At 68.6% G+C, this 24,059-nt stretch carries 25 protein-coding genes; 13 read left to right on the forward strand and 12 right to left on the reverse strand.

Translation table 11 applies throughout. The annotated features are described in order from the left end of the window. Nucleotides 1–80: 80 nt before the first annotated feature. The 4 genes from GD1_RS01855 to GD1_RS01870 all read right to left on the reverse strand — a co-directional run bounded on the left by GD1_RS01855 (nucleotide 81) and on the right by GD1_RS01870 (nucleotide 5,523). Nucleotides 81–2,375: a heavy metal translocating P-type ATPase gene (locus GD1_RS01855; protein ID WP_059035301.1), complete on the reverse strand. Its 2,295-nt coding sequence runs from the start codon at nucleotides 2,373–2,375 to the stop codon at nucleotides 81–83. A 120-nt stretch (nucleotides 2,376–2,495) separates the two neighbouring features. Then, nucleotides 2,496–3,065, reverse strand: coding sequence for a sigma-70 family RNA polymerase sigma factor (locus GD1_RS01860; RefSeq protein ID WP_053777927.1), 570 nt, complete (start codon nucleotides 3,063–3,065; stop codon nucleotides 2,496–2,498). A gap of 86 nt (nucleotides 3,066–3,151) precedes the next feature. Further along, nucleotides 3,152–3,913, reverse strand: coding sequence for an aspartate/glutamate racemase family protein (locus tag GD1_RS01865; protein ID WP_059035303.1), 762 nt, complete (start codon nucleotides 3,911–3,913; stop codon nucleotides 3,152–3,154). Continuing rightward, nucleotides 3,910–5,523, reverse strand: coding sequence for an NCS1 family nucleobase:cation symporter-1 (locus GD1_RS01870; protein WP_059035304.1), 1,614 nt, complete (start codon nucleotides 5,521–5,523; stop codon nucleotides 3,910–3,912). Before GD1_RS01870 ends, GD1_RS01865 begins: the two co-directional genes overlap by 4 nt. A gap of 132 nt (nucleotides 5,524–5,655) precedes the next feature. Here GD1_RS01870 and GD1_RS01875 point away from each other — a divergent pair, with 132 nt between their 5' ends. Then, nucleotides 5,656–6,498: a CPBP family intramembrane glutamic endopeptidase gene (locus GD1_RS01875; RefSeq protein WP_059035363.1), complete on the forward strand. Its 843-nt coding sequence runs from the start codon at nucleotides 5,656–5,658 to the stop codon at nucleotides 6,496–6,498. A gap of 65 nt (nucleotides 6,499–6,563) precedes the next feature. On the opposite strand, the gene GD1_RS01880 is transcribed toward GD1_RS01875, so the two are convergent. The 8 genes from GD1_RS01880 to GD1_RS01915 all read right to left on the reverse strand — a co-directional run bounded on the left by GD1_RS01880 (nucleotide 6,564) and on the right by GD1_RS01915 (nucleotide 16,822). Further along, nucleotides 6,564–7,274, reverse strand: a complete 711-nt coding sequence (locus tag GD1_RS01880; RefSeq protein ID WP_083533789.1) for a GntR family transcriptional regulator — start codon at nucleotides 7,272–7,274, stop codon at nucleotides 6,564–6,566. After that, nucleotides 7,271–9,385 (reverse strand): alpha/beta hydrolase family protein, encoded by a 2,115-nt coding sequence (locus GD1_RS01885; RefSeq protein ID WP_244882450.1) that lies wholly within the window; start codon nucleotides 9,383–9,385, stop codon nucleotides 7,271–7,273. Before GD1_RS01885 ends, GD1_RS01880 begins: the two co-directional genes overlap by 4 nt. After that, the gene (locus GD1_RS01890) at nucleotides 9,382–11,214 is read right to left on the reverse strand and encodes an N-acetylglutaminylglutamine amidotransferase (RefSeq protein ID WP_059035308.1); all 1,833 of its coding nucleotides are present in this window, start codon (nucleotides 11,212–11,214) and stop codon (nucleotides 9,382–9,384) included. Before GD1_RS01890 ends, GD1_RS01885 begins: the two co-directional genes overlap by 4 nt. Nucleotides 11,215–11,312: 98 nt before the next feature. Further along, nucleotides 11,313–12,788, reverse strand: a complete 1,476-nt coding sequence (locus tag GD1_RS01895; protein ID WP_059035310.1) for a lipase family protein — start codon at nucleotides 12,786–12,788, stop codon at nucleotides 11,313–11,315. Between the two features lie 93 nt (nucleotides 12,789–12,881). Then, complete coding sequence (locus GD1_RS01900) at nucleotides 12,882–13,370, reverse strand: hotdog fold domain-containing protein (RefSeq protein ID WP_059035311.1); 489 nt, start codon at nucleotides 13,368–13,370, stop codon at nucleotides 12,882–12,884. A gap of 57 nt (nucleotides 13,371–13,427) precedes the next feature. Next, the gene (locus GD1_RS01905; protein WP_059035313.1) at nucleotides 13,428–14,177 is read right to left on the reverse strand and encodes a succinate dehydrogenase/fumarate reductase iron-sulfur subunit; all 750 of its coding nucleotides are present in this window, start codon (nucleotides 14,175–14,177) and stop codon (nucleotides 13,428–13,430) included. 9 nt (nucleotides 14,178–14,186) lie between these two features. After that, nucleotides 14,187–16,124, reverse strand: a complete 1,938-nt coding sequence (locus GD1_RS01910) for a fumarate reductase/succinate dehydrogenase flavoprotein subunit (RefSeq protein WP_059035316.1) — start codon at nucleotides 16,122–16,124, stop codon at nucleotides 14,187–14,189. Beyond that, entirely contained in the window at nucleotides 16,124–16,822 is a 699-nt protein-coding gene (locus GD1_RS01915) for a succinate dehydrogenase cytochrome b subunit (protein WP_174518997.1), read from the reverse strand. Before GD1_RS01915 ends, GD1_RS01910 begins: the two co-directional genes overlap by 1 nt. 282 nt (nucleotides 16,823–17,104) lie before the next feature. Here GD1_RS01915 and GD1_RS01920 point away from each other — a divergent pair, with 282 nt between their 5' ends. From GD1_RS01920 to rpsQ, 12 genes are all read left to right on the forward strand, one after another. Beyond that, complete coding sequence (locus GD1_RS01920; protein WP_157079344.1) at nucleotides 17,105–18,271, forward strand: hypothetical protein; 1,167 nt, start codon at nucleotides 17,105–17,107, stop codon at nucleotides 18,269–18,271. Nucleotides 18,272–18,731: 460 nt separating this feature from the next. After that, entirely contained in the window at nucleotides 18,732–19,037 is a 306-nt protein-coding gene (rpsJ, locus tag GD1_RS01925) for a 30S ribosomal protein S10 (protein WP_003938093.1), read from the forward strand. A gap of 19 nt (nucleotides 19,038–19,056) precedes the next feature. Then, nucleotides 19,057–19,731 (forward strand): 50S ribosomal protein L3, encoded by a 675-nt coding sequence (gene rplC, locus GD1_RS01930; RefSeq protein ID WP_020791555.1) that lies wholly within the window; start codon nucleotides 19,057–19,059, stop codon nucleotides 19,729–19,731. Continuing rightward, nucleotides 19,731–20,399 (forward strand): 50S ribosomal protein L4, encoded by a 669-nt coding sequence (gene rplD / locus GD1_RS01935; protein WP_020791556.1) that lies wholly within the window; start codon nucleotides 19,731–19,733, stop codon nucleotides 20,397–20,399. The genes rplC and rplD overlap by 1 nt, the downstream gene beginning before the upstream one ends. A 2-nt stretch (nucleotides 20,400–20,401) precedes the next feature. Beyond that, nucleotides 20,402–20,707, forward strand: a complete 306-nt coding sequence (gene rplW, locus GD1_RS01940; RefSeq protein WP_059035320.1) for a 50S ribosomal protein L23 — start codon at nucleotides 20,402–20,404, stop codon at nucleotides 20,705–20,707. A gap of 30 nt (nucleotides 20,708–20,737) precedes the next feature. After that, nucleotides 20,738–21,574 carry a 50S ribosomal protein L2 gene (gene rplB / locus GD1_RS01945; RefSeq protein WP_020791558.1) on the forward strand — a complete coding sequence of 279 codons (837 nt, stop codon included), beginning with the start codon at nucleotides 20,738–20,740 and terminating at the stop codon, nucleotides 21,572–21,574. Between the two features lie 21 nt (nucleotides 21,575–21,595). Continuing rightward, the gene (gene rpsS, locus GD1_RS01950) at nucleotides 21,596–21,877 is read left to right on the forward strand and encodes a 30S ribosomal protein S19 (protein WP_006332376.1); all 282 of its coding nucleotides are present in this window, start codon (nucleotides 21,596–21,598) and stop codon (nucleotides 21,875–21,877) included. Between the two features lie 3 nt (nucleotides 21,878–21,880). Beyond that, a complete protein-coding gene (gene rplV, locus GD1_RS01955; RefSeq protein ID WP_020791561.1) occupies nucleotides 21,881–22,291 on the forward strand; it encodes a 50S ribosomal protein L22 in 411 nt (136 codons plus the stop codon). Nucleotides 22,292–22,293: 2 nt separating this feature from the next. Beyond that, on the forward strand, nucleotides 22,294–23,103 hold the full coding sequence (gene rpsC, locus GD1_RS01960) for a 30S ribosomal protein S3 (RefSeq protein WP_053777921.1): 810 nt from the start codon (nucleotides 22,294–22,296) through the stop codon (nucleotides 23,101–23,103). Nucleotides 23,104–23,106: 3 nt separating this feature from the next. Continuing rightward, nucleotides 23,107–23,523, forward strand: a complete 417-nt coding sequence (gene rplP / locus GD1_RS01965; protein ID WP_020793368.1) for a 50S ribosomal protein L16 — start codon at nucleotides 23,107–23,109, stop codon at nucleotides 23,521–23,523. Next, nucleotides 23,523–23,756, forward strand: coding sequence for a 50S ribosomal protein L29 (rpmC, locus tag GD1_RS01970; RefSeq protein WP_020793369.1), 234 nt, complete (start codon nucleotides 23,523–23,525; stop codon nucleotides 23,754–23,756). Before rplP ends, rpmC begins: the two co-directional genes overlap by 1 nt. Continuing rightward, entirely contained in the window at nucleotides 23,753–24,043 is a 291-nt protein-coding gene (gene rpsQ / locus GD1_RS01975) for a 30S ribosomal protein S17 (RefSeq protein ID WP_053777920.1), read from the forward strand. Before rpmC ends, rpsQ begins: the two co-directional genes overlap by 4 nt. Nucleotides 24,044–24,059 lie beyond the last annotated feature (16 nt).

Genomic DNA, 24,059 nt, shown 5'->3' on the forward strand with positions numbered 1-24,059 from the left:
ATCGAAACCTCGGTCGGCCGACGTCGGATGGTGCCCACCTCGGAGGTGGGCGCGTTCGGTGGCGCCGAAGCAGCGGGCCGTCAGCGCTTGCGCACCGCGCCGAACTTCTGCAGTCGCAGGCTGTTGGTGACGACGAACAGTGACGAGAGGGCCATGGCCGCACCGGCGATCAGCGGGTTGAGCACACCGAGTGCGGCGATCGGGATCGCCGCCACGTTGTAGCCGAAGGCCCACACCAGATTCGTGCGGATGGTGCGCTGGGTGGCGCCGGCCAGGCTCAGTGCGGCGGGCACCGACCGCAGGTCGTCGCGGACCAGGATGACGTCGGCGGCGCCGATCGCCACATCGGTACCCCGACCGATCGCCAGCCCCAGATCGGCGGTGGCCAGTGCCGGACCGTCGTTGATGCCGTCACCGACCATGCCGACCGAATGGCCCTCGTCCTGCAGCCGCCGGATGGTCTCGACCTTCTCGTCGGGCAGCACCTCGGCGATCACCTCGTCCACACCGACCTCGGCGGCGACGGTGCGCGCGGCACCCTCGTTGTCGCCGGTCAGCAGGATCGTGCGCAGGCCCGCCGCCTTCAGCCCGGCGATCGCCGGCGCCGCGGAATCCTTGATGGTGTCGGCGACGGCGATCATCGCCGCCGGGGTGCCGTCGACGGTCACGTACACGACGGTGTCACCGCGCTCCTCGGCCTGCTTGCGGGCCCGGGCGATGTCGGCGGGGATCACCGAGGCGCGCCGCGCCCAGCGCGGGGACCCGACGGTCACCGTGCGCCCGTCGACCACACCGGTCACACCCCGGCCGGCCTCGGCGACGAAGTCGGCGACCTCGAGATGGTGCTGTTCGTCGACCGCACCGGCGATCGCGGCACCCACCGCATGCTCGGAGGCCGCCTCGACGGCCGCGGCCAGCCCCAGGATCTCGTCGGCGTCGAAACCGTCGGTCGCGAGTACCTGCGACACCGACAGCGAGCCCTCGGTCACGGTGCCGGTCTTGTCGAAGACGATGGTGTCGACCATCCGGGAGGTGTCGAGGGTCTGATAGCCCTTCAGGAAGATGCCCAGCTGTGCGCCACGGCCGGTGGCGACCATCACCGCGATCGGCGTCGCCAGACCCAGCGCACACGGGCAGGCGATGATCAGCACGGCCAGCGCCGCCGACACCGCACGGTCGGCCGGTTCACCGATCAGCAGCCACACCGCCAGCGTGATCAGCGACAACGCGACCACCACCGGGACGAAGACACCGGCGATCCGGTCGGCCAGCCGCTGTGCGCGCGCCTTACCGGTCTGCGCCTCCTCGACCAGCCGCATCATCGCGGCGAAGCGGGTGTCGGCGCCCACCGCGGCGGCCTCCACGATCAGCCGGCCGTCGAGCACGGTGGTGCCGCCGATGACGGCCTCGCCCGGCTCGGCGTCCACCGGCCGCGACTCGCCGGTCATCGCCGACATGTCGATGGCCGCGGTGCCCTCGATGACCAGGCCATCGGTGGCGATGGTCTCACCCGGGCGCACGACGAACCGCTGCTGCTCCTTGAGTTCTTCGGTGGGGATGCGCATCTCGCGGCCGTCCTTCAGCAGCACCGCCACATCCTTGGCGCCGAGCGCGGCCAGCGCCCGCAACGCACCGCCGGCGCGCGACCGCGCCCGCGCCTCGAAGTAGCGTCCGGCCAGCACCAGCACCGTCACACCCGTCGCGACCTCGAGGTAGATCGAGTCGCTGCTCCAGATCGCATCCCACACGCCGTGGGGTTCGGCGGTGTCGGGGTCGGTGGTGAACATCGAGTACAACGACCATCCGGTCGCCGCCAGCACACCCAGGGTGACCAGGGTTTCCATGGTGGCCGCGCCGGTCCGCAGGTTCTTGAACGCCACCCGGTAGAACGGCCACGCACACCACGTGAGGATGGGGGCGGCCATCGCCAGCAGCAGCCACTGCCAGCCGGTGAACCGCATCGACGGGACGACGGCGAAGACGATCGACAGATCGGCCAGCGGGACGAACAGCACCACGGCCACCGCGAGACGACGGAACAGGCGGGTGGCCTCGACGGCATCGGTGTCGGGCAGGGCCTGCGGCACGTTCGACCGCGGGGTGGCCCCGTATCCGGCGCCGTCGACGACGGCACACAACTCGTCGGTGCCGATCCCGGGGGCGGCGTCGATGGTGGCGACGCGGGTGGCGTAGTTCACCGACGCCTTCACCCCGTCGACCTTGTTGAGTTTGCGTTCCACCCGGGCGGCACAGGCACCACAGGTCATGCCGGTGACGTCGAGCTGGAGCCGGTGATCGGCGTCGGCTCCATCACCGGCGGTCCCGGCTGCGGTACCGGCGGGGTCGAGTCCGGCACGGTCGGTAACGCTGGTCACATCAACCTCGATCTCTCACGGCGAAAGCCGCGTACACATGCTTCCCCAGGATAGGTCGTCGGGCGTGCCGACCCGGTTCCCGATTGTGACCCGGATCTCGATTCGCGATAGGCCGATCGGTCAGCGGATGTGACGACGCTGCGCGGCGGCTGCGTCGATCAGCGACTCCCGGGCACGGGCCACACGCGAGCGGACGGTGCCGATCGGGCAGCCGGTGACCTCGGCGGCCTCCTGATATGACAGCCCCAGCACCTGGGTCAGGACCAGCGCCTCACGCCGTTCGGCGGGCAGTCCCTCGAGCAGCAGGTTGATCTCCACCAGGTCCTCCCAGCGGGCGCCGGCCCGCTGCGAGCGGTGGGCGTCGGCGGCGCTGACCCAGTCGACGTCGGCAGAGACACGGGGCCGTGACCGTGCGTAGCGGACCTCGTCGGCACAGACGCGCCGTGCGATCGACAGCAGCCACGTCTTGGCGCTGGACTCGGCGCGGAAGCGGTGGATGGACTTCACCGCACGCAGGTAGGTCTCCTGGGTGAGGTCGTCGGCGGTGCCGGAATGCCCGAGGTGGGCGACGAACCGCCACACGTCCTTCTGGGTGGCGCGGATGAACCGGCTCAACGCGGCGCGGTCGCCCTCGGCCGCCAGCAGGGCGGCGTGGGTGACCTCGGCGTCGTGGTCGGCAGCGCTGTCCATGGGACCCAACCCTAGCGGTCTGACCCGACGAGGCCGCGCCCAGGTCGGACCGGGCGCGGCCTCGTCGTGCGGTCGCATAGGGGGATTCAGTGCTGGTCGGACGATCGTGACGGCATGCCGCCGCCGAGCCCGAAGCCGCCCAGGACGCCGCTGTAGGTCTTGGCCGGCGGGCGGGCGAACTCGCCCGACGACGTGCCGGTGCGCAGCCCCATCGCCGCCATCGCGGCCAGCATGCCCACCCCGGCGGCCACCCCGTCGATCACCGGGGCCCCGATCTCGGCCGACATCCGCCGGGCCAGGTCGGCCATCCCGGCGCAGCCGAGCACGATGGCGTCCGAACCGTCGGCCACCAGTGCCTCGGCGCACGCCTTGGCCAGGACGTCGGCGGTGTCGGGGCGGGACTCGAGTTCCAGGACCGGGATCTCGCAGGCATGGATGCCCAGGCACTGGCGGCCGAAACCGTAGTGGCCCACCAGGTCGTGGGCCCGGCCGATGGTCCGCGACAGCGTGGTCACCACCGAGAACCCCCGCCCCAGCGGGGCGGCGAGATGCATCGCCGCCTCGGCGATACCCAGCACCGGCGCGGCCGCGAGTTCGCGGGCGGCGTCGAGGCCGGGATCACCGAAGCAGGCGAGCAGGTAACCGTCGGCATCGGGATGCGCGGCGATCGCGTCGAGCACTCCCGGGACCGCGAGCGCCTCGTCGTAGTGACTCTCGATCGATGCCGGACCCATCGACGAGGTGACCGCGACGACCTCGGCGCCGGACGGGGCGACCGATCGTGCGGCGGTGGCGATCACCGCGGTCATCTCGTCGGTGGTGTTCGGGTTGATGACGACCAGTTTCATGAATCCGAGGATGCTCCGGCGTTGTCGAGGGTCGCCTCGACGGGGGTGGTGGTGGTGCCGTCGGCGGAGACCGCGATGTCACTGGTCGAGGTGGCGGTGGCCTTGCCGTGGACGAACGACGCCGGTGCGAGTCGCATGCCCAGGTAGTAGAGGACCAGGCCGGCGGCGGCACCCATGAACCAGGTGAAGCTCGCCTGGAACGACGTGCCCCAGATGACGAACGAGATCGGCAGCAGGGAGGCCAGGATCACCGAGATCACCGCCACCGGGTTCCAGCCGTTGCGGTAGAAGTAGGCACCCTCCGGCTTGATGCTGAACAGGTCGTCGACGACGATCTTCTGCTTCTTGACCAGGTAGTAGTCGGCGATCAGGATGCCGAACAGCGGGCCGATCACCGCACCGAGGGTGTCCATCGTGTAGTGGATGGCCGACGGATTGTTGAACAGATTCCATGGGGTGATGACCACCGAGCCGACCGCGGCGATCATGCCGCCCATCCGCCAACTGATCTTGGTGGGTGCGACATTGGAGAAGTCGAAGGCAGGGGAGACGAAGTTGGCGACGATGTTGATGCCGATGGTCGCGATCGCGAAGGTCAGGACACCGAGCACGGCGGCGGTGGTGTTGTCGATCTGGTCGACGATGTGCACCGGGTCGGTGATGATGTTGCCGTCGGCGTCGCGACCGATCACGGTGGCACCGGCAGAGACGGTGCACACCACCAGGATCGAGAAGAAGAGGAAGTTCACCGGCAGGCCCCAGAAGTTGCCCTTCCTGACCTCGCCGAACGTGCGGCCGTAGCGGGAGAAGTCACCGAAGTTGAGCATCGGACCGGAGAAGTACGAGACCACCAGGGCGAAGGCGGAGATCATCGCGGTGACCGAACCCCAACCGACAGTGGGGGTTCCGGCGGACAGGTCGAAGCTGACGTTGTCCCAGCCCGCCTTGTAGATGAGGTACCCGGCCAGCAGGATCATCACGACGTACACTGCGGGACCACAGAAGTCGATGAACTTGCGGATGGTGTCCATACCGTTCCAGAACACCAGTGCCTGCAGCACCCACATCAGGACGAAGCCACCCCAGCCGACCCATGACAGACCGAGGAAGAAGTGGGAGCCGTCCTCACCGTACTGCGCCAGCGACGGCCAGAACTTCAGGGCGAGTAGACCGAAGGCCACCGACGCCAGGTAGGTCTGGATGCCGTACCAGACCACCGCGATCAGGCCGCGGATGATGGCCGGGATGTTGGCGCCCTTCACGCCGAAGCAGATCCGGGTGGTCACCGGGTAGGGGACACCGGCCTGCTGGCTGGGCTTGGCGACCAGATTGCACAGCAGGTTGACCGCGACGATGCCGACGATCAGTGCCACCAGCACCTGCCAGGCGGCGATCCCGAGTGCGAACAGGCTGCCGGCGAAGACGTAGCCGCCCACACTGTGCACATCGGACATCCAGAACGCGAAGATGTTGTACCAGGTCCACTTCTGCTCTTTGAGCGGCGCGAGGTCCTCATTGGTCAAGGACGGGTCGTAGCCGGGTTTGATGACGCTCTCACCGGCCGCGCTGTGGTGCGCGGTCGCGGCGGCCGAGTTGGCCGATGCGGTCATTGCTGTTCTCCTCGGGAAGGGTGATGAGACTGAGAACAACGTAAGGACGTCGTGTTTCCGGTTGATTAATCGCCGAGTATATTTTCGGTGACCGGCACGGCCTCGGATGCGGTCAGGGTGTTCAATTCACGCATGAGGATCGCGTACCCCGACGGGACCGAGCTGCGCCGCCCCCACGCGCTGGTGGTGTATCTGGTCGTCACCTTCCTGGTGACGTGGGCCGTGTGGCTGCCGCTGGTGGTGCGGGCGCAGACAGGCGGTCCCGATCGCGTCCCGTGGACGTTCTTCCTCGCCTCGGCAGGCCCGATCTGTGGTGCCGTCGTCGCCTCGTTGTGGGAGGGCGGTGCGTCAGGTCTGCGTGCGTGGGCGCGGCGCACCTTCGGGGTGCGGTTCCGGCCGATCTGGTGGGTGGCCGCCATCGGCATGCCCATCGCCTACTACCTGATCGCCTTCGGCGCGGCCGCCGTCGTCGAGGGATCGTGGCCCGACACCGCACAGTTCGGCATGACCGACAAACTGCCTGGTCTGGCCTGGCCGCTCGTGGCGGTGGTGTGGGTGCTCACGTTCGGTCTGGGCGAGGAGGCCGGGTGGCGCGGCTGGCTGCTTCCCGCACTCTCGCAACATATGTCGGTGTTCTGGGCGGCCCTCGTCGTCGCGGCGGTGTGGATCACCTGGCACATCCCGGCGTTCTTCTTCAACCCGGCATATCGGGACATGGGGGCCGGGATCATCGGCTGGATGCTCGCCCTGGTCTGCGGGTCCTATCTGCTGGCCTGGATGGCCTACGGGGCGGCGTGGAGCATCATCCCCGTGCTGCTCTGGCATGCGGGATTCGACCTGCTCACCGCCGCAGACCAATCCGCCGGGGTCATCGCCGCCACGGTCAGTGCCCTGGTCATGGTCCAGGGCGTCGTCTGTGCCTGGCTGCTGTGGCGCCGACGTCACGTCGCCGCGGCACCCGCCGGGTTCGGGTGACGCCCGGTTCGGTTGACGCCCAAGTTGATCCGGAACGGTGACGGCGACGTCCGGCGCCGCGCCGATCACCAGTCGTCGACGGCGTCGGTGCGGTGGGCCACCGACTCCAGGATCGCCGCCTGCAACCGCGAGTGGTGCACCTTGGCGATCTCGAGAATCAGTGCGGTGTCGCGCTGTCCGAAGGCGTCGAGCAGGGCTGCGTGGTCGTCGTTGAGTGCCTGCTGGGTGGCCTCGCCGACATCGCGCATGATCTGGGACGGTTCGGTCAGATTCCACGTCGAATCCAGCATCGACAGCAGGCGGGGCATCGCGCACGGGGTGGTCAGTGACGAGTGGAATCGCCGCGTCAGATCGTGAAAGGACTTGCCGTCGTGGAACTTCGTCGCCGTCAACAGCTGCTCGTGACACTCGCGGGCGGAAGCGATGGCGTCATCGTCGATCAGCTCCACCGCGCGTGCCAGGGCGGCCTGCTCGAGTACCCCGCGGACGAAGTAGATCTCCGTGAGTTCCTCGGCCGAGAGTGTGCTCACCCGATAGCCCGCATTGCGCTGGTGGACGACGAGGCCCTCGCCGACGAGGGTCTTCAGCGCCTCCCGGACCGGGATCGGACTCACCTTGAACACGTCGGCGACCTCGCCCGGCGGGATCTGGGTGCCCGGCGGTGCATCGCCGGAGAGGATGAGGCGCCGCAGTTCCTCCTCCACGTTCGGGTGTCCGCTGTGCGATCGCACTTGCGCCAGCCGGGTGACGAGGCGGTTGGGCATCCGCCGGCTCATGCGGTCTCCGATCCATCAGTGTCGGTCCCGTTCGGGTACACACCCTCGGTGACGATCCCTTGGTGGACGATCTCCTGGTGGACAAACCCTTGGGGGGCAGGGGCTTCGGCGGACATGCCGAGGTGTGCATGTGCCTCACGCGCCGACGGGTGGGCCCGAATCCAGTCCGCGATCGCCGCGGTCATCTGCTGCTGGTTGGCGCGGCGGACGATCTCGTGACCCTCGTCGCCGAACATCAGCATCTCCGCGGTCCGGCCGCGCGCCCGCAGCTCGTGGACGATCTGTTGCGACTCGCTCACCGGCACATTGGTGTCGTGGGCGCCGTGGATCACCAGCAGCGGGGCGCACACCTCGTCGATGCGGTGGATCGGTGAGAGATCTTGCAACAGTTCGCGATCGGACTCCGGGTGGCCGTACTTCGTGTAGGCGGCCACCGCGATCCACGGCTCGGTGTTGCGGAAGAACGACTCGAGATCGCTCATCCCGCAGATCGCGATGCCGGCGGCGAAGAGTCGCGGATGGAAGGTCAGACACGCCAGGGTGAGATATCCGCCATAGGACCGGCCGCTGACATACAGGGTGTCGGGATCGGCGATCCGGTTGTCGCACAGATAGTCCGCGCAATCGGCGGCGTCGTCGATCCCCGCGTACCGGCCGTACCGGTCATCGGCGTGCGAGAACAGGCGACCGTACCCCGACGAGCCGCGGACATTGGGGGCGAAGACCCCGATCCCGGCGTCGACGAGGGGCCCGAACAGGAACTGGTAGTCCGGGCGGGTCTGCGATTCCGGGCCGCCGTGGAAGTACAGCAGATACGGCGCCGGCCGGTCGGGTACGGTGGTGGACGGCCGGAACAGCCACCCCGACAACGGCATTCCGTCCCTGGCCGAGAAGTGGTGCAGTTCCGGGTGCAGCGCATGCGACGGCCCGGTGCCGGTCACGACATCGTCGGTCACCGGGGTCACCTCGCGGGTGGCGGTGTTGACCAGATGGACCAGCGGGGAATGCTGGGGACTCGAGACGGTCAGCGCGATCAGCGATCCCGCGGCCGAGATCGACAACTCCGAGGCCACCTCGCCGGCCAGCGGGATCGGCGGATGCAGCGTCTGGTCGGGAAGGGTCAGGATCTGCAGTTCACTGCGGCCACCGACGTTCCACAGCAAGGCGATGGTCGACTGGTCGTGGGAGACGGCGAATGCGTCCAGTCCGCTGTCGGGCCGCTCGGCGAGCACCCGGAAGCGGGTACCGTTCTGGCCCACCTCCACGCCGAGCAGGCGCGGATACTTGGCGTCGAAGTCGCTGCGCAACACCGCCTGTACTGAGTCGAGGTCGCGATCGGCGTCCTGCGGCGGGCCGACGAACACCAGCGACGCGTGATCGAAGCCCTGGTCGAGGATGTACCCGTCGTCGGTGACCGAGCCGGGGTCGTTCGGCAGCAGCGTCGACATCTCGATCTCGACGTCGGGGAGGCCGTCGGCGCGTTCACCGGCCGGGCGGCGCCGCAACAGCAACATGTCCTGGTAGCCGCGTGGACCCACCCGCAGCAGGGTGGCGCCCTTCCAGGAGTCGATCAGGGCGCCGCCGACGCGGATGTCGAGGGTCTCCACGGTGCCGGTACCCGGGTGTACGCGCAGCGAATGTGCGGTGCCGTCGGGTTCGGTGGCGCTGATCAGCACCCAGTCGGTGTCCCAGCCGACCAGGGTGACGGTGCCGAACGATCGGGCCGCGGGGGTGGGGCGTCGCAACGGGCCGCTCGGTTCGGCGTCGGGCAGGGTGGCGCCGACCCGGTGGGCGGTGTCGTCGTCGGGGTCGGTGGTGACCACCCACACCTGATGGTGCTCACCGCCGCCGGGTGCGATCTCCACGGCCAGCCACTGACCGTCGCTGGAGTGCACCAGTTTTCGGACCGGACCGCTCGACGGGACCCGCACCCACCGCAGCTCGCCGATCGAACCAGGGGACAGGACACGCTGTGCCGCACGCGGATACCCGGTTCCGTCGTCGACGATGTAGGCGAAGGCCGAGCCGTCCGGCGACACCGACGCCCCATAGGTGTGCCAACCGGTCTCGTCGAACCGGATCTCCGGATGGGTGAGGGGTGCCGCCGTCACCGCGATCCGGCCGTTCGTCCCGAACCCGCACCGGCCGAGATCGATTCCATGGACTGCAGCCACATCTCGAGGACGGCGACCTGCCAGAGCTCGTTGCCGTCGAGGGTGGTACGGATGCCGTTGGGATCGGCGAACAGCCGGTCGAGTGCCTCGGGGCGGTAGAGCGCGCGGTCGCGCGCCGACTGCGCGCCGAGGGTGTCGGTGACCAGGTCGAGCACGCCGCCTTCCAGATGCCGGATGCCCGGCACCGGGAAGTATCCCTTGGTGCGGTCGATCACCGCCGAGGGAAGCAGTGAGCGTGCACCCTCCTTGAGTACGCCCTTGCCGCCGTGGGCGAGTTTGAACTCGGCCGGGCAGCTCGCGGCGAGTTCGACGAACTCGTGGTCGAGGAACGGCACCCGCGCCTCGAGTCCCCACGCCATGGTCATGGTGTCGACCCGCTTGACCGGATCGTCCACCAGCATCACGGTGGTGTCGAGTCGCAGGGCGGCGTCGACGGAGGTGGCCGCGCCCGGTGCGGACTGGTGGGCGAGCGCGAATTCCCAACTGGGATCGTAATCCTGGTCGCCGGGCAGGTAGTCGTCGTTGAGGATGCCGGTGATGTCGGCGTGCGAGCGGTCGAAGAACACGTCCCGATAGGCGGCGGTGGTCTGCGAGCGCGGCACCCCGGCCAGCGGCGGGTACCACGAGTAGCCGCCGAGGATCTCGTCGGCGCCCTGCCCCGACTGCACCACCTTGATCGAGCGGCTGACCTCCTGGGAGAGCAGGTAGAAGGCGACGCAGTCGTGGCTGACCATGGGTTCGGCCATCGCCGCGACGGTGTCGGGGACGGCGGGCAGGAGACGTTCGGTGCCGATGTGGATCTTGTGGTGATCGGTGGCGAAGGTCTCGGCGATCAGATCGGAGTAGGCGTACTCGTCTCCGGATTCTCCTGCAGCGGAGTCGAATCCGATGCTGAAGGTGGCGAGGTCGTGTTGTCCCTGCTCGGCCAGGAGGGCGACGACCAGGGAGGAGTCGACGCCGCCGGACAGCAGGACGCCCACCGGGACGTCGGCCACCATGCGCCGCCGCACGGAGGTGCGCAGCGACCCGATGATCTCGTGCTGCCATCGCTGCGCATCCCAGTCGAGACGGTCGGGGTGCGGTTCGAAAGACGGTGACCAGTACCGTCGTTCGGTGCTGCGGCCGTCGCGGGTGATGGTGCGGACCGTCGCCGGCGGCAGTTTGCGGATGCCGTTGTACATGGTGTGCGGGGCGGGTACCACCGCGTGGAAGCTGAAGTAGTGGTGCAGCGCGACCCGGTCGATGGAGGTGTCGACGTCCCCGCCGGCGAGCAGTGCCTGCACCGACGAGGCGAACCGGAGCCGTCCCGGCGTCTCGGCGAGATACAGGGGTTTGATGCCGAGGCGGTCGCGGGCCAGGGTGACGGTGCCCGAGTCGGTGTCGGCGATCGCGAAGGCGAACATGCCGATCAGGTGGTCGACGCAGTCCGATCCCCATGCGTGATAGGCCTTGAGGATCACCTCGCTGTCGGCGTGGGAGAAGAAGCGGTAGCCCATCGACTCGAGCTCGTCGCGCAGTTCTTCGTGGTTGTAGACACAGCCGTTGAAGACCAGGGCGAGTCCGAGTTCGGCGTCGATCATGGGTTGTGCGCCACGCTCGGAGAGGTCGATGATCTTGAGCCGCCGGTGCCCCAGCGCGACATGGTTTTTCACGAACAGACCGGAGGCGTCGGGGCCGCGGGGCGTCATCGCCCGGGTCATCGCGTCCACCGCGGCGGTGTCCGGTGCCGTCCCGTCGAGTCGGATCTCGCCGCAGACTCCACACATGTGTTCGGTCCTCCTCCGTGTCGACGTCCCCTCAGGGTAGGAGGTTCGCGGGCGATTCGCGGGGTAGCCGCGTGCGCGGGTCGCCGATGCGACCGGTGTCACCGCGGCGGATGCCCGTCGGCGGGCGTCTGGCCGCCGGGGCAGCCGGACACCGCCGGGACGCCCCGCAACCGGGCATCGAGCCAGGTGAGCGCCTCGGGATAGCCGGTGACCGCGGCGACGAGGTGCTCACCGAAGACCTCGCGGTAGGTGGCGTTGGCCCCGAGCCGGCATTGCTCGGCGAACAGATTGCGCGTGCCGGCCGCGGGAATCCAGAACTCCTGCGCACCCTGATAGATGTACAGCGGTGTCCCGGATCGGCGGTCGGACGTCTGTGTGACGCGGTAGATCTGCTCGGCGACGGGGGAGTGGAACGGATCGGGATCGGTGCTCAGCAGCTGCATGGGCAGGAAGGTGCCGCCGGCCAGCGCCTCGGGGAGGGTGCAGACGTTCTTGAGCGGAGAGGTGGCGATCCACTGGGCGGGGTTGTTCGCCAGCGACAGGATCTCCGGGCGTTCCCGGGCGATACCGAAGGTGGCCGCGTGGAACAGGCCGGTGGCGAGGTTCGCGTTCATGCTGCCGACCAGCATCCGGAAGTCGGCGGGGACGCCGCCGATCGCCGCGCCGGCTATCCGCGGGGCCAGCTCCGGTGCATAGGAGTCGATCAGCTTGGCCGCACCGAGCGTGGCGATCGCGCCGCCGGAGTACCCGGTCATCGCGACCGGTCCGGCACCGAGGCCGACCGGGTCGAGTGCGGCCGGGTCGAGTGCGGCCGCGGCGCGCAGGGAGTCGAGGACGATGTGGCCGGCGGTGGTGGGTTCGGCATAGGCCATCCGCGGGCCCTCGTGGTCGGGCACGATCACGGTGTAGCCGCGGGCCAGGGCGAGTTGGACGGTCGGCGGGATCACGTCGGAGATCCCGGAGTTGGGTCCGATGCCGTGGACGAAGTCGAACCCGGGGGTGCAGGCGGCACCGAGCGAGTCGATCGGCTGGTTCACCACCAGGACGGGTCGCGGTCCGGTGACCGGCGCCGGGGTGCGGGGCACGAGGACGGTGGCGGTGCCGAAGGACGGGCGGTCGACGGCGTCCCGGGTGGCGAACTTGATCTGGGTGGCGCGGGTGATCGGCGCGACCGCCAGGATCGCGGCGGGCCAGGACAGTTCACGCCGGGCGAGTAGCTCACCCGGATGGCGCCGGTCGAGGTCGGGTGCCCAGCGGTCGAAGAACGGGTCGCCGACGGGGTCGGGCAGGGTGGCCTCGCGCAACTCCTGCATGCGATGACTCGCCCCGGGCGTCACCGCCCGTTGCGGGATGGTCTGCAGATGGGGGAACGGTGGCGGTCCGACCACCGCGTCGATCGCGTCGGGGATCTGCGCGGGGATCGGCCACATGGCGAACGGCTCGGTGGCCGACGGCCCGGGTGGTGATGCCGGCGCCGAGGTGCCGGGACCGGGTGCGGCGGCGGCCGGTGCGCAGACCGAGAGGGCCGCAGCCAGCAGCGTCGATGCGAGTACTGCGACCTGCCGACGGCGCATGGATCGGACCGTACGCCCGGGTGATGGAGATCATGTGGAGCGAGGGTGTCGGGATGGGTGTCACTCGGACGGTGTGGGATCAGCGCGGTGGGGTCAGCGCGGGGTCACCCAGGTGGTGATGTCGCAGTGCACCACCTCGGTGCCGTGGGTGTCGACGATGCGGATCGACACCACGACGTCGGTTCCGTCGGTGATCGTCGAGACGTCGAGCGGTTCGACGAAGGTCGCCTCGGCGGTCATCCGGGTGGTGGCCTTGGCGAGGTACTGCGCCGACATGGCCTTCGGCAGCCACCGGTGCGTGGCCGGGAGGCTGGCCTCCATCAGCATCCCCATCGCGGTCTCGGCGAGGTTGCAGGCGGCGATCGCATGGAAGGTGCCGATGTGGTTGTGGACGCCGAACCACTTGGGTGCCACCACCCGGCAGAAGCCGGGGCGCATCTCGTCGACCAGCGGCAGGATGGTCGCGAAGTAGGGGACCCGCGCCACCATGCCCACCGAGAACAGCAGGTGGCCGACGAGGTTGTCGGGCAGGCGGCGGCGCAGGGCGTAGGTGGCGGTGCGTTCGCTGCGGTCGGAGCTCATGGGAGCCGACGATACTACTCGGCGGTAAGGTGGCGATGGACCGTCCGTGTGCGCAGGTCAGTCGGCCTTGCGGCGGAATGCGAACCGGATCGCCTCACGGTTGACGCCGGCCACCGCGTCGAGGCCGATCCCGGCCGGGCACACCGTCGCGCACTCGCCGTAGGTGGAGCACGGCCCGAAGTCGCGGTCGAGTTGGCCGGTGATCGCCCGGGCCCGCCTGCCCCGCTCGGCGCGGCCTGCGGTGAGGGCCGCCAGGTGGAGCAGCTTGGCGCCGGCGAACAGATGCGCGGCCCCGTTGGGGCACGCCGCGACGCAGGCACCGCAACCGATACACGCCGCGAAGTCCAGGGCGGTCTCGGCGACGTCGTGGCCGACCGGAACCGCATCGGCATCGGGGGCCTGACCCGCGTCCAGGCCGACGTGTCCGCCGGCCTCGATCACCCGGTCGAGGGCCGAGCGATCCACAACCAGGTCCCGGACGACAGGAAAGGCGTTGGCGCGCAGGGGTTCCAGTTTGAGATGTGTGATGTCGCCGAACTGTCGCAGATGCTGGCGGCACGACGGGGTGTTGGGGGTGGGGCCGTGCGGCCGGTCGTTGACCATCACCCCGCACGAACCACACACGCCCTCACGGCAATCCGAGTCGAAGGCCACGGGTTCGGCACCCTCGGCGACGAGCCGGTCGTTGAGGCGGTCGAGGACGTCGAGCAGCGACATCTCCGGGGTCGCGTCGTCGAGGGTGTAGCTCTCGAAGTGGCCGGGGGACGACGGATCCGACTGTCGCCAGGCCTTGATGGTGATCCGCATCTGATCGCCTCACTGATAGTTTCTGGTCTGCAGGGGAACCGCGTCGAAGGCGAGGGGCTCCCGGTGCCGGATGTGGCGGCCGTCGGCGGTGGTCTCCCACGCCGACACGGCGCACCAGTGGTCGTCGTCGCGGCGCGCCTCGCCCTGTGCGGTCTGGTGGTCCACCCGGAAGTGGGCCCCACAGGACTCGTCACGATCGAGGGCGTCGACACACATCAACTCGGCGAGTTCGAGGAAGTCGGCGACCCGTCCGGCCCGTTCGAGTTCCTGGTTGAACTCCGACGCCGAGCCGACGACGCGCACATCCGACCAGAATTGTTCACGCAGCGAACGGATCTCGCCGATCGCCGAGGTCAGGCCCGCGGGACTGCGTGCGACCCCGCACCCGGCATAGAGGATCTCGCCGAGGCGGCGATGGAAACGGTCCGGGCCGGTGCGTCCGCCCACGTCGAGCAGGTCGGTGATGCGACCGGTCACCGCGCCCACCGCGGCCCGCACCGCGTCGTGGTCGAGGGGCAGCCGACCCTCACCCAGAAGCGGTGCGAGGTAGTTCGGGATCGAGTACGGGAGGGTGAACCAGCCGTCCACACATGCCGACAACAACGAGTTGGCCCCGAGCCGATTGGCGCCGTGGTATCCCCAGCCCGCCTCACCGCCGACGAAAAGACCTGGGATGGAGGTCATCTGGTCGTAGTCCGACCACAGTCCGCCCATCGTGAAATGTGCGGCCGGGGCGATGCGCATCGGCACCTCGTAGGGATTCTCGCCGGTTGCGTCGTGATACATCGAGAACAGGTTGCCGTAGCGTTCGGCGATGGTGGCCCGGCCCAGCCGGGCCAGGGCGTCGGCGAAGTCGAGATACACCGAGTTGCGGAGCGGACCGACCCCGTGGCCGGCCTCGATCTGTTCGCGGGCGGCACGTGAGGCCACATCGCGCGGGGTCAGGTTGCCGTAGGCGGGGTACTTCCGTTCCAGGTAGTAGTCGCGGTCGGCGTCGGGGATGTCGTTCGCCGCACGCTCGTCGCCGGCGGTCCGCGGCACCCAGATCCGGCCGTCGTTGCGCAGCGACTCGCTCATCAGGGTCGTCTTGGTCTGCCACGGCGCACTCACCGGCAGTGCGGTGGGATGGAACTGGATGAACGACGGCGACGCCATCAACGCCCCGCGGCGATGCGCACGCCAGGCGGCGGTCGCATTGCTGTTGCGGGCCAGGGTGGACTGGAAGAACACCGTCCCGTAGCCGCCGGTGGCCAGCACCACCGCATGCGCGGTGCGGGCGCCGATCCGCCCGGTGACCAGGTCGCGGACGACGATGCCCTGCGCGCGACCGTCGGCGACGATCAGGTCGAGCATCTCGCTGCGGGTGTGTAGGGTGACGCTGCCGGCCGCGACCTGGCGCAGCAGTGCCTGCGACGCCGCGACCTGCAACTGCTGGCCGGTCTGCCCGCGCGTGTAATAGGTACGCGAGACCTGCACCCCGCCGAAGGACCGTGTGGCCAGCGAACCCCCGTACTCCCGCGCGAACGGCGCCCCGATCGCATCGAGGTGGTCGATCACCCGGATCGACTCCTCGGCGAGCCGGAACGCGTCGGCCTCACGTGCCCGGAAGTCACCGCCCTTGACGGTGTCGACGACGAACCGGCGGATCGAGTCGTTGTCCACCTTGCGGGCCCGTGCCGCGTTGATCCCACCCTGTGCGGCGACGCTGTGTGCCCGCCGCGGTGCGTCGTGGAAGGTGAATGCGTGTACGTCGTAACCGAGTTCGCCGAGCGCGGCGGCACACCCGGCCCCGGCGAGACCGGTACCGACCACGATCACGGTGAACTTGCCGCGGTTGAGCGGGCCCACCAGCCGGTAGGCGTCCCGGCGCCGCTGCCATGCGGTGGCCGGATCACCTTCGGGGACACCGGAATCCAGAAGCTGCTCGATGGTCGGTCCGATGCTCATCAACCCACCGCCCCGGCCAGCACCGCGATCGGGATGCTGATGTTCCCGATCATCACCGCCGCGGCCACCACCAGCGCGATCACCGCACCGGCCTGCCGCACCCGCCGGCCGGTGGCGCCGAGATCGTTGACCACACTCCAGAGGCCGTGCACCAGATGGAGTCCGAGCAATCCCATCACCACGATGTAGAACAAGGCCATCGGCCAGCGCTGAAGACTCTCCACCAGATTGTGGTGGGCGGATGAGGCGTCGGCGGTGGCGGACTCGAACGACGACGACGCCACCGGGCGGGTCCCGGTGGTCAGGTCGAGGATGTGCACCACGATGAACACCAGCAGCACGAGCCCGGTGTAGGGCATCAGCGTGGCGGGCAGCCGCCGCAGCCCCATACCCCTGCGGCGGAACCGGCCCCGCGCCCGATGCGCCCGCCCGATCAGCATCACCGACGCCCCGACGTGGGCGATCAGGCAGGCGAGCAGGACGACGCGGAAGATCCACAGCGCACCCTCGTACGGCAGCAGCGGCTCGAGCAGGGTCCGCAGCCAGTGGGCATAGGCGTCGAAGTGTTCGGCACCGGTGTAGACCTTCAGGTTGCCGATCATGTGGACCAGGACGAACAGTGCGAAGACGGTGCCGGTCAGCGCCATCGTCACCTTGAGTGTCACCGTCGACGGGAGCGGTGGCCGGGTGGTGGGCATGGGGGCGACGGCGGCCGGGACGCCGATGGGTGTCCCGTCGATCGGCGGGCCGTCGATCGGTGCCGATCGGCTCGGGACCTCGGTGGGGGAGGATGCGGACGGCGACGGGGATCGCGAACTCATTCCAGGCCTTCTGGTCGGCTCGGGGGCCGGCGAGCCGGGGGTCGGTACCCGAGACCCACGGTATTGCCTGACACGCCGGAATGCCGGGCAACCGACGCGGCCCGGTCGTCGAGAAATACGGTGATCGCGAGCAATCACGTGAGGGAAGGACTCGGCGGCGTGACATACGACAACCAGGGGTGGGGCGGTCCAGGCCCCGGATCCGGTGGATACGGTGCGGGTGGACCGGCCGGCGGCGGATACGGAGGCGGTGTCCCCGGTGGGCAGCCACCGGGCCACGGGTCGCAGGGCTTCGGTGAACCGGCAGCGGGATACGGCGCACAGGGATATGGCTCACAGGGGTACGGCGCAGGCGGGTACGGAACCCCGGGGCCGGGTGCTCCGGTGACGCCGTCGGGCGATTCGGTGATGTCCCGCCTGGGTGCGGACCGGCCGAGCCGGCCGCAGCAGACGATGATCGCCGGCGGCGTGCTGGCCCTGCTCGGTGTGATCCTCGTGATCTTCAGCTGTGTGACCTGGGCATCGGTGTCGCAGAGCCAGACCATCCCGGGAGGGCTCGGCACCATCACCAGTTCGGTGACGGTCAGCGGTCTCGGTTCGGTGGACGCCGAGGTGAGCGGACTGCCGCAGGGCATCCCCGGCCTCGACCAGGACGCGCTCGACGCGGCCGCGGCCGGCGATGACGGAACCTCGGCACCGGGTGGCTGGACGATCGCGTTCGGCATCCTGCTGGTCCTCGCGGCGGTGCCGCTGATCCTTCGGCGATTCGCGTCGTGGGCGGCCATCGCGGCGACCGTGATCGGGTTCGCCACGCTGATCGCGACGATCGTCTTCCTCGCCGATCCGGCCGCCGCGGTGTCCGATGGCGATCCGGGTGCGGGGTCCGACCAGGTGGGCGCCGGCTACGGTCTCTGGATCGTCTTCCTCGCCTCCCTGGCCGCGTTCGCCGTGGCCGCCGCGACAGTGGTGCTGCAACTGCTTCCCGGTGGGACGCCACCGGGTGCGACGGCAGCCGGTGTGACGCCCTTCGGCGCACCCGGGGCCGGATACGGGAGTCAGCCCGGGTTCGGGAGTCGGCCCGGATATGTGGGCGGTCCGGGATACGGGAGTCAGCCGGGGGGTGGGTACCCGCAACAACCGGGGTACGGAACCTCGCCCGCAGGCGATCAGCAGCCCTACGGTCAGGCGTCCCCGGGGCAGTGGCAGCCGGGATACGGTCAGCAGCCCGGTCAGCCCGGGTACGGACAACAGCCCGGGTACGGACAACAGCCCGGGTACGGTCAACAGCCCGGACAGCCGGGATACGGTCAGCCGCCGCAGGCCTGACGGCCTCGATCATCCGGGGGTACCGCGGTACCCCCGGGATACTCCGGTAACGCGAATCCGGGAGCAACGGTGACACCGGCGGCTCCCGGATTCGTCGCTTCCCGGGCCGGATTTGGCCTGAGCTCCCGGCATGGTGCATACTTGTCGGGTTGCCTGATCGGCGGCGCGGATTTCTGCGGCATCGGTCAGGTGAATGACTCCCAGGCCCGGTTGACGGGGATGGGCGTGTACCGGGTGACCCTCGAGCGGTTCGCCGCACCGGGTTCACCGTCACGACACGCCCGACCGCGGGTGCCGGAGCAAAACGGTTCGTCCCAGTGGCGAGCCAACGTACAACGACAGATGAACAGCGTCGATCCCGCGAATCTCACGCGTGGTGATCATGTGCCCGCCGGCGGCGAAGTCGGCCCAGGTACGCGGTGTTTGTCTGTCGAGAACAACTGACGGAAGAGGACACAGCGTGGCGGGACAGAAGATCCGCATCAGGCTCAAGGCCTATGACCACGAGGCGATCGACGCTTCGGCGCGCAAGATCGTGGAAACCGTGACCCGTACCGGGGCACGTGTGGTCGGCCCGGTGCCGTTGCCCACAGAGAAGAACGTCTACTGCGTCATCCGTTCGCCGCACAAGTACAAGGACAGCCGCGAACACTTCGAGATGCGCACCCACAAGCGACTCATCGACATCCTCGACCCGACGCCGAAGACGGTCGACGCGCTGATGCGCATCGACCTCCCGGCCAGCGTCGACGTCAACATCCAGTAGGCGGGGGGCGAAGAGAAACATGAGCAATCAGAGTTCGACCAGCAATCAAAGTGCCACACGGGGCATCCTGGGCACCAAGCTCGGCATGACCCAGGTCTTCGACGAGAACAACCGTGTCGTTCCGGTCACCGTCATCCAGGCAGGCCCGAACGTCATCACCCAGCTGCGCACCGCGGAGCGCGACGGCTACACCGCCGTCCAGCTCGCCTACGGCGCCATCGATCCGCGCAAGGTCTCCAAGCCGGTCACCGGTCAGTTCAGCAAGGCCGGGGTCACCCCGCGCCGGCACCTGGCCGAGATCCGTCTGGCCGACGTCAGCGAGTACGAGATCGGTCAGGAACTGACCGCCGAGATCTTCGCCGACGGTGCGCTGGTGGACGTCACCGGCACCTCCAAGGGCAAGGGCTTCGCCGGCGTCATGAAGCGCCACGGCTTCGCCGGTCTGGGCGCCAGCCACGGTGCACACCGCGTGCACCGCGCACCGGGCTCGATCGGTGGCTGTGCCACCCCGGGTCGCGTGTTCAAGGGCATGCGCATGGCCGGACGTATGGGTAACGACAAGGTGACCACGCAGAACCTCACCGTCCACAAGGTGGACGCCGAGGCCGGCCTGCTGCTGATCAAGGGAGCGATCCCGGGTCGCAAGGGCGGCGTCGTGGTGGTTCGCGACGCAGTGAAGGGTGGTGCGAAGTAATGAGCACCGAGACCGCAACCAAGCTGACGCTGGACGTCAAGACCGCCGACGGCAAGACCAACGGAACCGTTGACCTGCCCGGCGAGATCTTCGACGCACCGGCCAACATCGCGCTGATGCACCAGGTCGTGGTGGCCCAGCTGGCCGCCGCTCGCCAGGGCACGCACGCCACCAAGACCCGCGGCGACGTCCGCGGTGGTGGTGCCAAGCCGTACCGCCAGAAGGGCACCGGTCGCGCCCGCCAGGGTTCGACCCGCGCACCGCAGTTCACCGGTGGTGGCGTCGTGCACGGTCCGCAGCCGCGTGACTACTCCCAGCGCACCCCCAAGAAGATGAAGGCGGCCGCCCTGCGCGGCGCGCTGAGCGATCGTGCTCGCAACGAGCGCATCCACGTCATCACCGAGCTCGTCTCCGGACAGGTGCCGTCGACCAAGTCGGCGCGTCAGTTCCTGGAGGCCCTGTCGGAGCGCCGCAAGTTCCTGGTCGTGCTGGGTCGTGAGGACCTGACCGCCTGGAAGAGCGTGGCGAACCTGGGCAACGTGCTGCCGATCGCTCCCGATCAGCTCAACACCTACGACGTCCTCGACGCCGATGAGGTGGTGTTCAGCGTGGAGACGCTCAACGCGTTCATCGCTGCCAATTCCAAGACTGACGCGAAGGAGGCGTGAGCATGGCTACGCAGGCCGACCCGCGCGACATCATCCTGGCGCCGGTGATCTCGGAGAAGTCCTACGGGCTCATGGAGGAGAACGTGTACACCTTCCTGGTGCACCCGGACTCCAACAAGACGCAGATCAAGATCGCCATCGAGGCGATCTTCGACGTGACCGTCGACAGCGTCAACACCGCGAACCGGCAGGGCAAGCGCAAGCGGACCCGCTTCGGCTACGGCCAGCGCCGCTCCACCAAGCGCGCGTTCGTGACGCTGACCGCCGACAGCAAGCCCATCGAGATCTTCGGAGGCTCGGTCAACTGACCGGGGCTCTTGGAATAGAGGGACTTTCACATGGCTATTCGTAAATACAAGCCGACGACCCCGGGTCGTCGCGGGGCCAGTGGTTCGGACTTCGCCGAGATCACCCGTGATCATCCGGAGAAGTCGCTGGTCCGCCCGCTGCACGGCCGTGGTGGCCGTAACGCGCACGGTCGCATCACCACCCGTCACAAGGGTGGCGGTCACAAGCGCGCCTACCGTCTGATCGACTTCCGTCGTAACGACAAGGACGGCGTGAACGCCAAGGTCGCACACATCGAGTACGACCCGAACCGCACCGCACGCATCGCACTGCTGCACTTCATCGACGGCGAGAAGCGCTACATCATCGCGCCGAAGGGTCTGAAGCAGGGCGACATCGTCGAGACCGGCGCGACCGCCGACATCAAGCCCGGCAACAACCTGCCGCTGCGCAACATCCCGACCGGTACCCAGGTCCACGCCGTGGAGCTGCGTCCGGGTGGTGGCGCCAAGATGGCCCGCTCGGCCGGCGCATCGATCCAGCTGCTCGGCAAGGAGGGCGCCTACGCGACCCTGCGTATGCCGTCCGGCGAGATCCGTCGCGTCGACGTGCGCTGCCGCGCCACCGTCGGCGAGGTCGGCAACGCCGAGCAGTCGAACATCAACTGGGGCAAGGCCGGCCGTATGCGCTGGAAGGGCAAGCGCCCGACCGTCCGTGGTGTCGTGATGAACCCGGTCGACCACCCGCACGGTGGTGGCGAGGGCAAGACCTCCGGTGGTCGCCACCCGGTCAGCCCGTGGGGCAAGCCCGAGGGCCGCACCCGCAAGAACAAGGCGAGCGACAAGCTCATCGTCCGCCGCCGCCGCACCGGCAAGAACAAGCGATAAGAATCAGGAGGAGGTAGAAGAATGCCACGCAGCCTCAAGAAGGGCCCATTCGTCGACGACCATCTCCTGAAGAAGGTCGATGTTCAGAATGAGAAGGGCACGAAACAGGTCATCAAGACCTGGTCGCGTCGTTCGACCATCATCCCCGACTTCATCGGTCACACCTTCGCCGTCCACGACGGCCGCAAGCACGTGCCGGTGTTCGTCTCGGACAACATGGTCGGGCACAAGCTGGGCGAGTTCGCCCCCACCCGCACGTTCAAGGGTCACATCAAGGATGACCGGAAAGCGAAGCGCCGGTAAACCATGACTACTCAGACCGAGAACCCCACCGCGAAGGCGACCGCACGTTTCGTGCGCGTCACCCCGATGAAGGCACGTCGTGTGATCGACCTGATCCGCGGCAAGAACGTCGACGAGGCCCTCGACATCCTGCGGTTCGCCCCGCAGTCGGCGTCGGAGCCCGTGTACAAGGTGCTGGCCAGCGCCGTCGCGAACGCGGAGAACAACCTGGATCTGGATCGCCGGACCCTGGTCGTCGCCACCGCCTTCGCCGACGAGGGCCCCACCATGAAGCGGTTCCAGCCGCGTGCGCAGGGGCGGGCCTTCCGTATCCGTAAGCGCACCAGCCACATCACCGTGGTCGTGGAGAGCTTGCCGGAGAAGGCGACCGCCGGTCGCGGCCGGTCGCGTCAGCCGAAGCAGAAGGGAGCCTGACAGTGGGCCAGAAAATCAACCCGCACGGCTTCCGTCTGGGCATCACCACCGACTGGAACAGCCGTTGGTACGCCGACAAGCAGTACGCGGACTACGTGAAAGAGGATGTCGCCATCCGCAAGCTCCTCTCTCAGGGGCTCGAGCGCGCCGGCATCGCCAAGGTGGAGATCGAGCGCACCCGTGACCGGGTTCGCGTCGACATCCACACCGCCCGCCCGGGCATCGTCATCGGTCGTCGCGGCGCCGAGGCCGATCGCATCCGCGGCGAGCTGGAGAAGCTGACCGGCAAGCAGGTCCAGCTGAACATCCTCGAGGTCAAGAACCCTGAGTCCGAGGCCCAGCTGGTGGCCCAGGGTGTCGCCGAGCAGCTGAGCAACCGTGTGGCGTTCCGCCGCGCGATGCGCAAGGCCATCCAGTCGGCGATGCGTCAGCCGAACGTCAAGGGCATCCGGGTGCAGTGCTCGGGTCGTCTGGGCGGCGCAGAGATGAGCCGTAGCGAGTTCTACCGCGAGGGTCGTGTGCCGCTGCACACGCTGCGCGCCGACATCGACTACGGCCTGCACGAGGCCAAGACCACCTTCGGCCGGATCGGCGTGAAGGTGTGGATCTACAAGGGCGACATCGTCGGTGGCCGTCGCGAGCTGTCCGCAGCCGCGCCGTCCGGCGATGACCGTCGTCCGCGCCGGCCCAGCCGTCCTCGCCGCAGCGGTGCCTCGGGCACCACTGCCACGAGCACCGACGCCGCACGTGCGGCCGAGGCCGCTCCCGCCGAGGCCACCGCTGGTGCGGGTGCAGAGAAGCAGGAGGGCTAGCCAATGTTGATCCCACGGCGGGTCAAGCACCGCAAGCAGCACCACCCGAGCCTGAAGGGTCAGGCCAAGGGCGGCACCAAGGTCACGTTCGGTGATTACGGCATCCAGGCTCTGGAGAGCGCCTACATCACCAACCGGCAGATCGAGTCCGCTCGTATCGCCATCAACCGGCACATCAAGCGTGGCGGCAAGGTCTGGATCAACATCTTCCCGGACCGCCCGCTCACCAAGAAGCCGGCCGAGACCCGCATGGGTTCCGGTAAGGGTTCGCCCGAGTGGTGGGTCGCCCCGGTCAAGCCGGGTCGCGTGCTGTTCGAGATGACCTACCCCAACGAGGAGATCGCTCGCGAGGCCCTGCGTCGCGCGCAGCACAAGCTCCCGATCAAGACCCGGATCGTGACCAGAGAGGAGCAGTTCTGATGGGACTGGGCGTTGCTGCAGCCGAGCTGCGTGAACTCAATGACACCGATCTGGTCGACCGTTTGAAGGAATCGAAGGAAGAGCTGTTCAACCTTCGCTTCCAGATGGCCACCGGCCAGCTCGACAACAACCGCCGCCTGCGGACCGTGCGTCGCGAGATCGCTCGTATCTACACCGTGATGCGCGAGCGCGAGCTGGGTCTGGCGTCGGGACCGGAAGGTGATGACGCATGAGTGAGGATGCGAAGGTGAGCGAAACCGCTGCCGAGACGCGTGCCAGCCGCAAGGAGCGGATCGGCTACGTCGTCAGCGACAAGATGCAGAAGACCATCGTGGTCGAGCTGGAGGATCGTAAGCGTCACGCGCTCTACGGCAAGATCATCCGGACCACGTCCAAGGTCAAGGCACACGACGAGAACGGCGATGCCGGCGTCGGTGACCGCGTGCGGATCATGGAGACCCGCCCGCTGTCGGCGACCAAGCACTGGCGCCTCGTGGAGGTGCTGGAGAAGGCCAAGTAGGCCTGCTCCGACTCTC

It is taken from the genome of Gordonia desulfuricans NBRC 100010, from assembly GCF_001485495.1.
Lineage (GTDB): Bacteria > Actinomycetota > Actinomycetes > Mycobacteriales > Mycobacteriaceae > Gordonia > Gordonia desulfuricans.

Coding starts and splice junctions, on each gene's coding strand:
- GD1_RS01860 (WP_053777927.1), bottom strand. CDS start 3,065: ATGGACAGCGCTGCCGACCACGACGCCGAGGTCACCCACGCCGCCCTG.
- GD1_RS01865 (WP_059035303.1), bottom strand. CDS start 3,913: ATGAAACTGGTCGTCATCAACCCGAACACCACCGACGAGATGACCGCG.
- GD1_RS01870 (WP_059035304.1), bottom strand. CDS start 5,523: ATGACCGCATCGGCCAACTCGGCCGCCGCGACCGCGCACCACAGCGCG.
- GD1_RS01875 (WP_059035363.1), top strand. CDS start 5,656: ATGAGGATCGCGTACCCCGACGGGACCGAGCTGCGCCGCCCCCACGCG.
- GD1_RS01880 (WP_083533789.1), bottom strand. CDS start 7,274: ATGAGCCGGCGGATGCCCAACCGCCTCGTCACCCGGCTGGCGCAAGTG.
- GD1_RS01890 (WP_059035308.1), bottom strand. CDS start 11,214: ATGTGTGGAGTCTGCGGCGAGATCCGACTCGACGGGACGGCACCGGAC.
- GD1_RS01895 (WP_059035310.1), bottom strand. CDS start 12,788: ATGCGCCGTCGGCAGGTCGCAGTACTCGCATCGACGCTGCTGGCTGCG.
- GD1_RS01900 (WP_059035311.1), bottom strand. CDS start 13,370: ATGAGCTCCGACCGCAGCGAACGCACCGCCACCTACGCCCTGCGCCGC.
- GD1_RS01905 (WP_059035313.1), bottom strand. CDS start 14,177: ATGCGGATCACCATCAAGGCCTGGCGACAGTCGGATCCGTCGTCCCCC.
- GD1_RS01910 (WP_059035316.1), bottom strand. CDS start 16,124: ATGAGCATCGGACCGACCATCGAGCAGCTTCTGGATTCCGGTGTCCCC.
- GD1_RS01915 (WP_174518997.1), bottom strand. CDS start 16,822: ATGCCCACCACCCGGCCACCGCTCCCGTCGACGGTGACACTCAAGGTG.
- rplC (WP_020791555.1), top strand. CDS start 19,057: ATGAGCAATCAGAGTTCGACCAGCAATCAAAGTGCCACACGGGGCATC.
- rplD (WP_020791556.1), top strand. CDS start 19,731: ATGAGCACCGAGACCGCAACCAAGCTGACGCTGGACGTCAAGACCGCC.
- rplW (WP_059035320.1), top strand. CDS start 20,402: ATGGCTACGCAGGCCGACCCGCGCGACATCATCCTGGCGCCGGTGATC.
- rplB (WP_020791558.1), top strand. CDS start 20,738: ATGGCTATTCGTAAATACAAGCCGACGACCCCGGGTCGTCGCGGGGCC.
- rpsS (WP_006332376.1), top strand. CDS start 21,596: ATGCCACGCAGCCTCAAGAAGGGCCCATTCGTCGACGACCATCTCCTG.
- rplV (WP_020791561.1), top strand. CDS start 21,881: ATGACTACTCAGACCGAGAACCCCACCGCGAAGGCGACCGCACGTTTC.
- rplP (WP_020793368.1), top strand. CDS start 23,107: ATGTTGATCCCACGGCGGGTCAAGCACCGCAAGCAGCACCACCCGAGC.
- rpmC (WP_020793369.1), top strand. CDS start 23,523: ATGGGACTGGGCGTTGCTGCAGCCGAGCTGCGTGAACTCAATGACACC.
- rpsQ (WP_053777920.1), top strand. CDS start 23,753: ATGAGTGAGGATGCGAAGGTGAGCGAAACCGCTGCCGAGACGCGTGCC.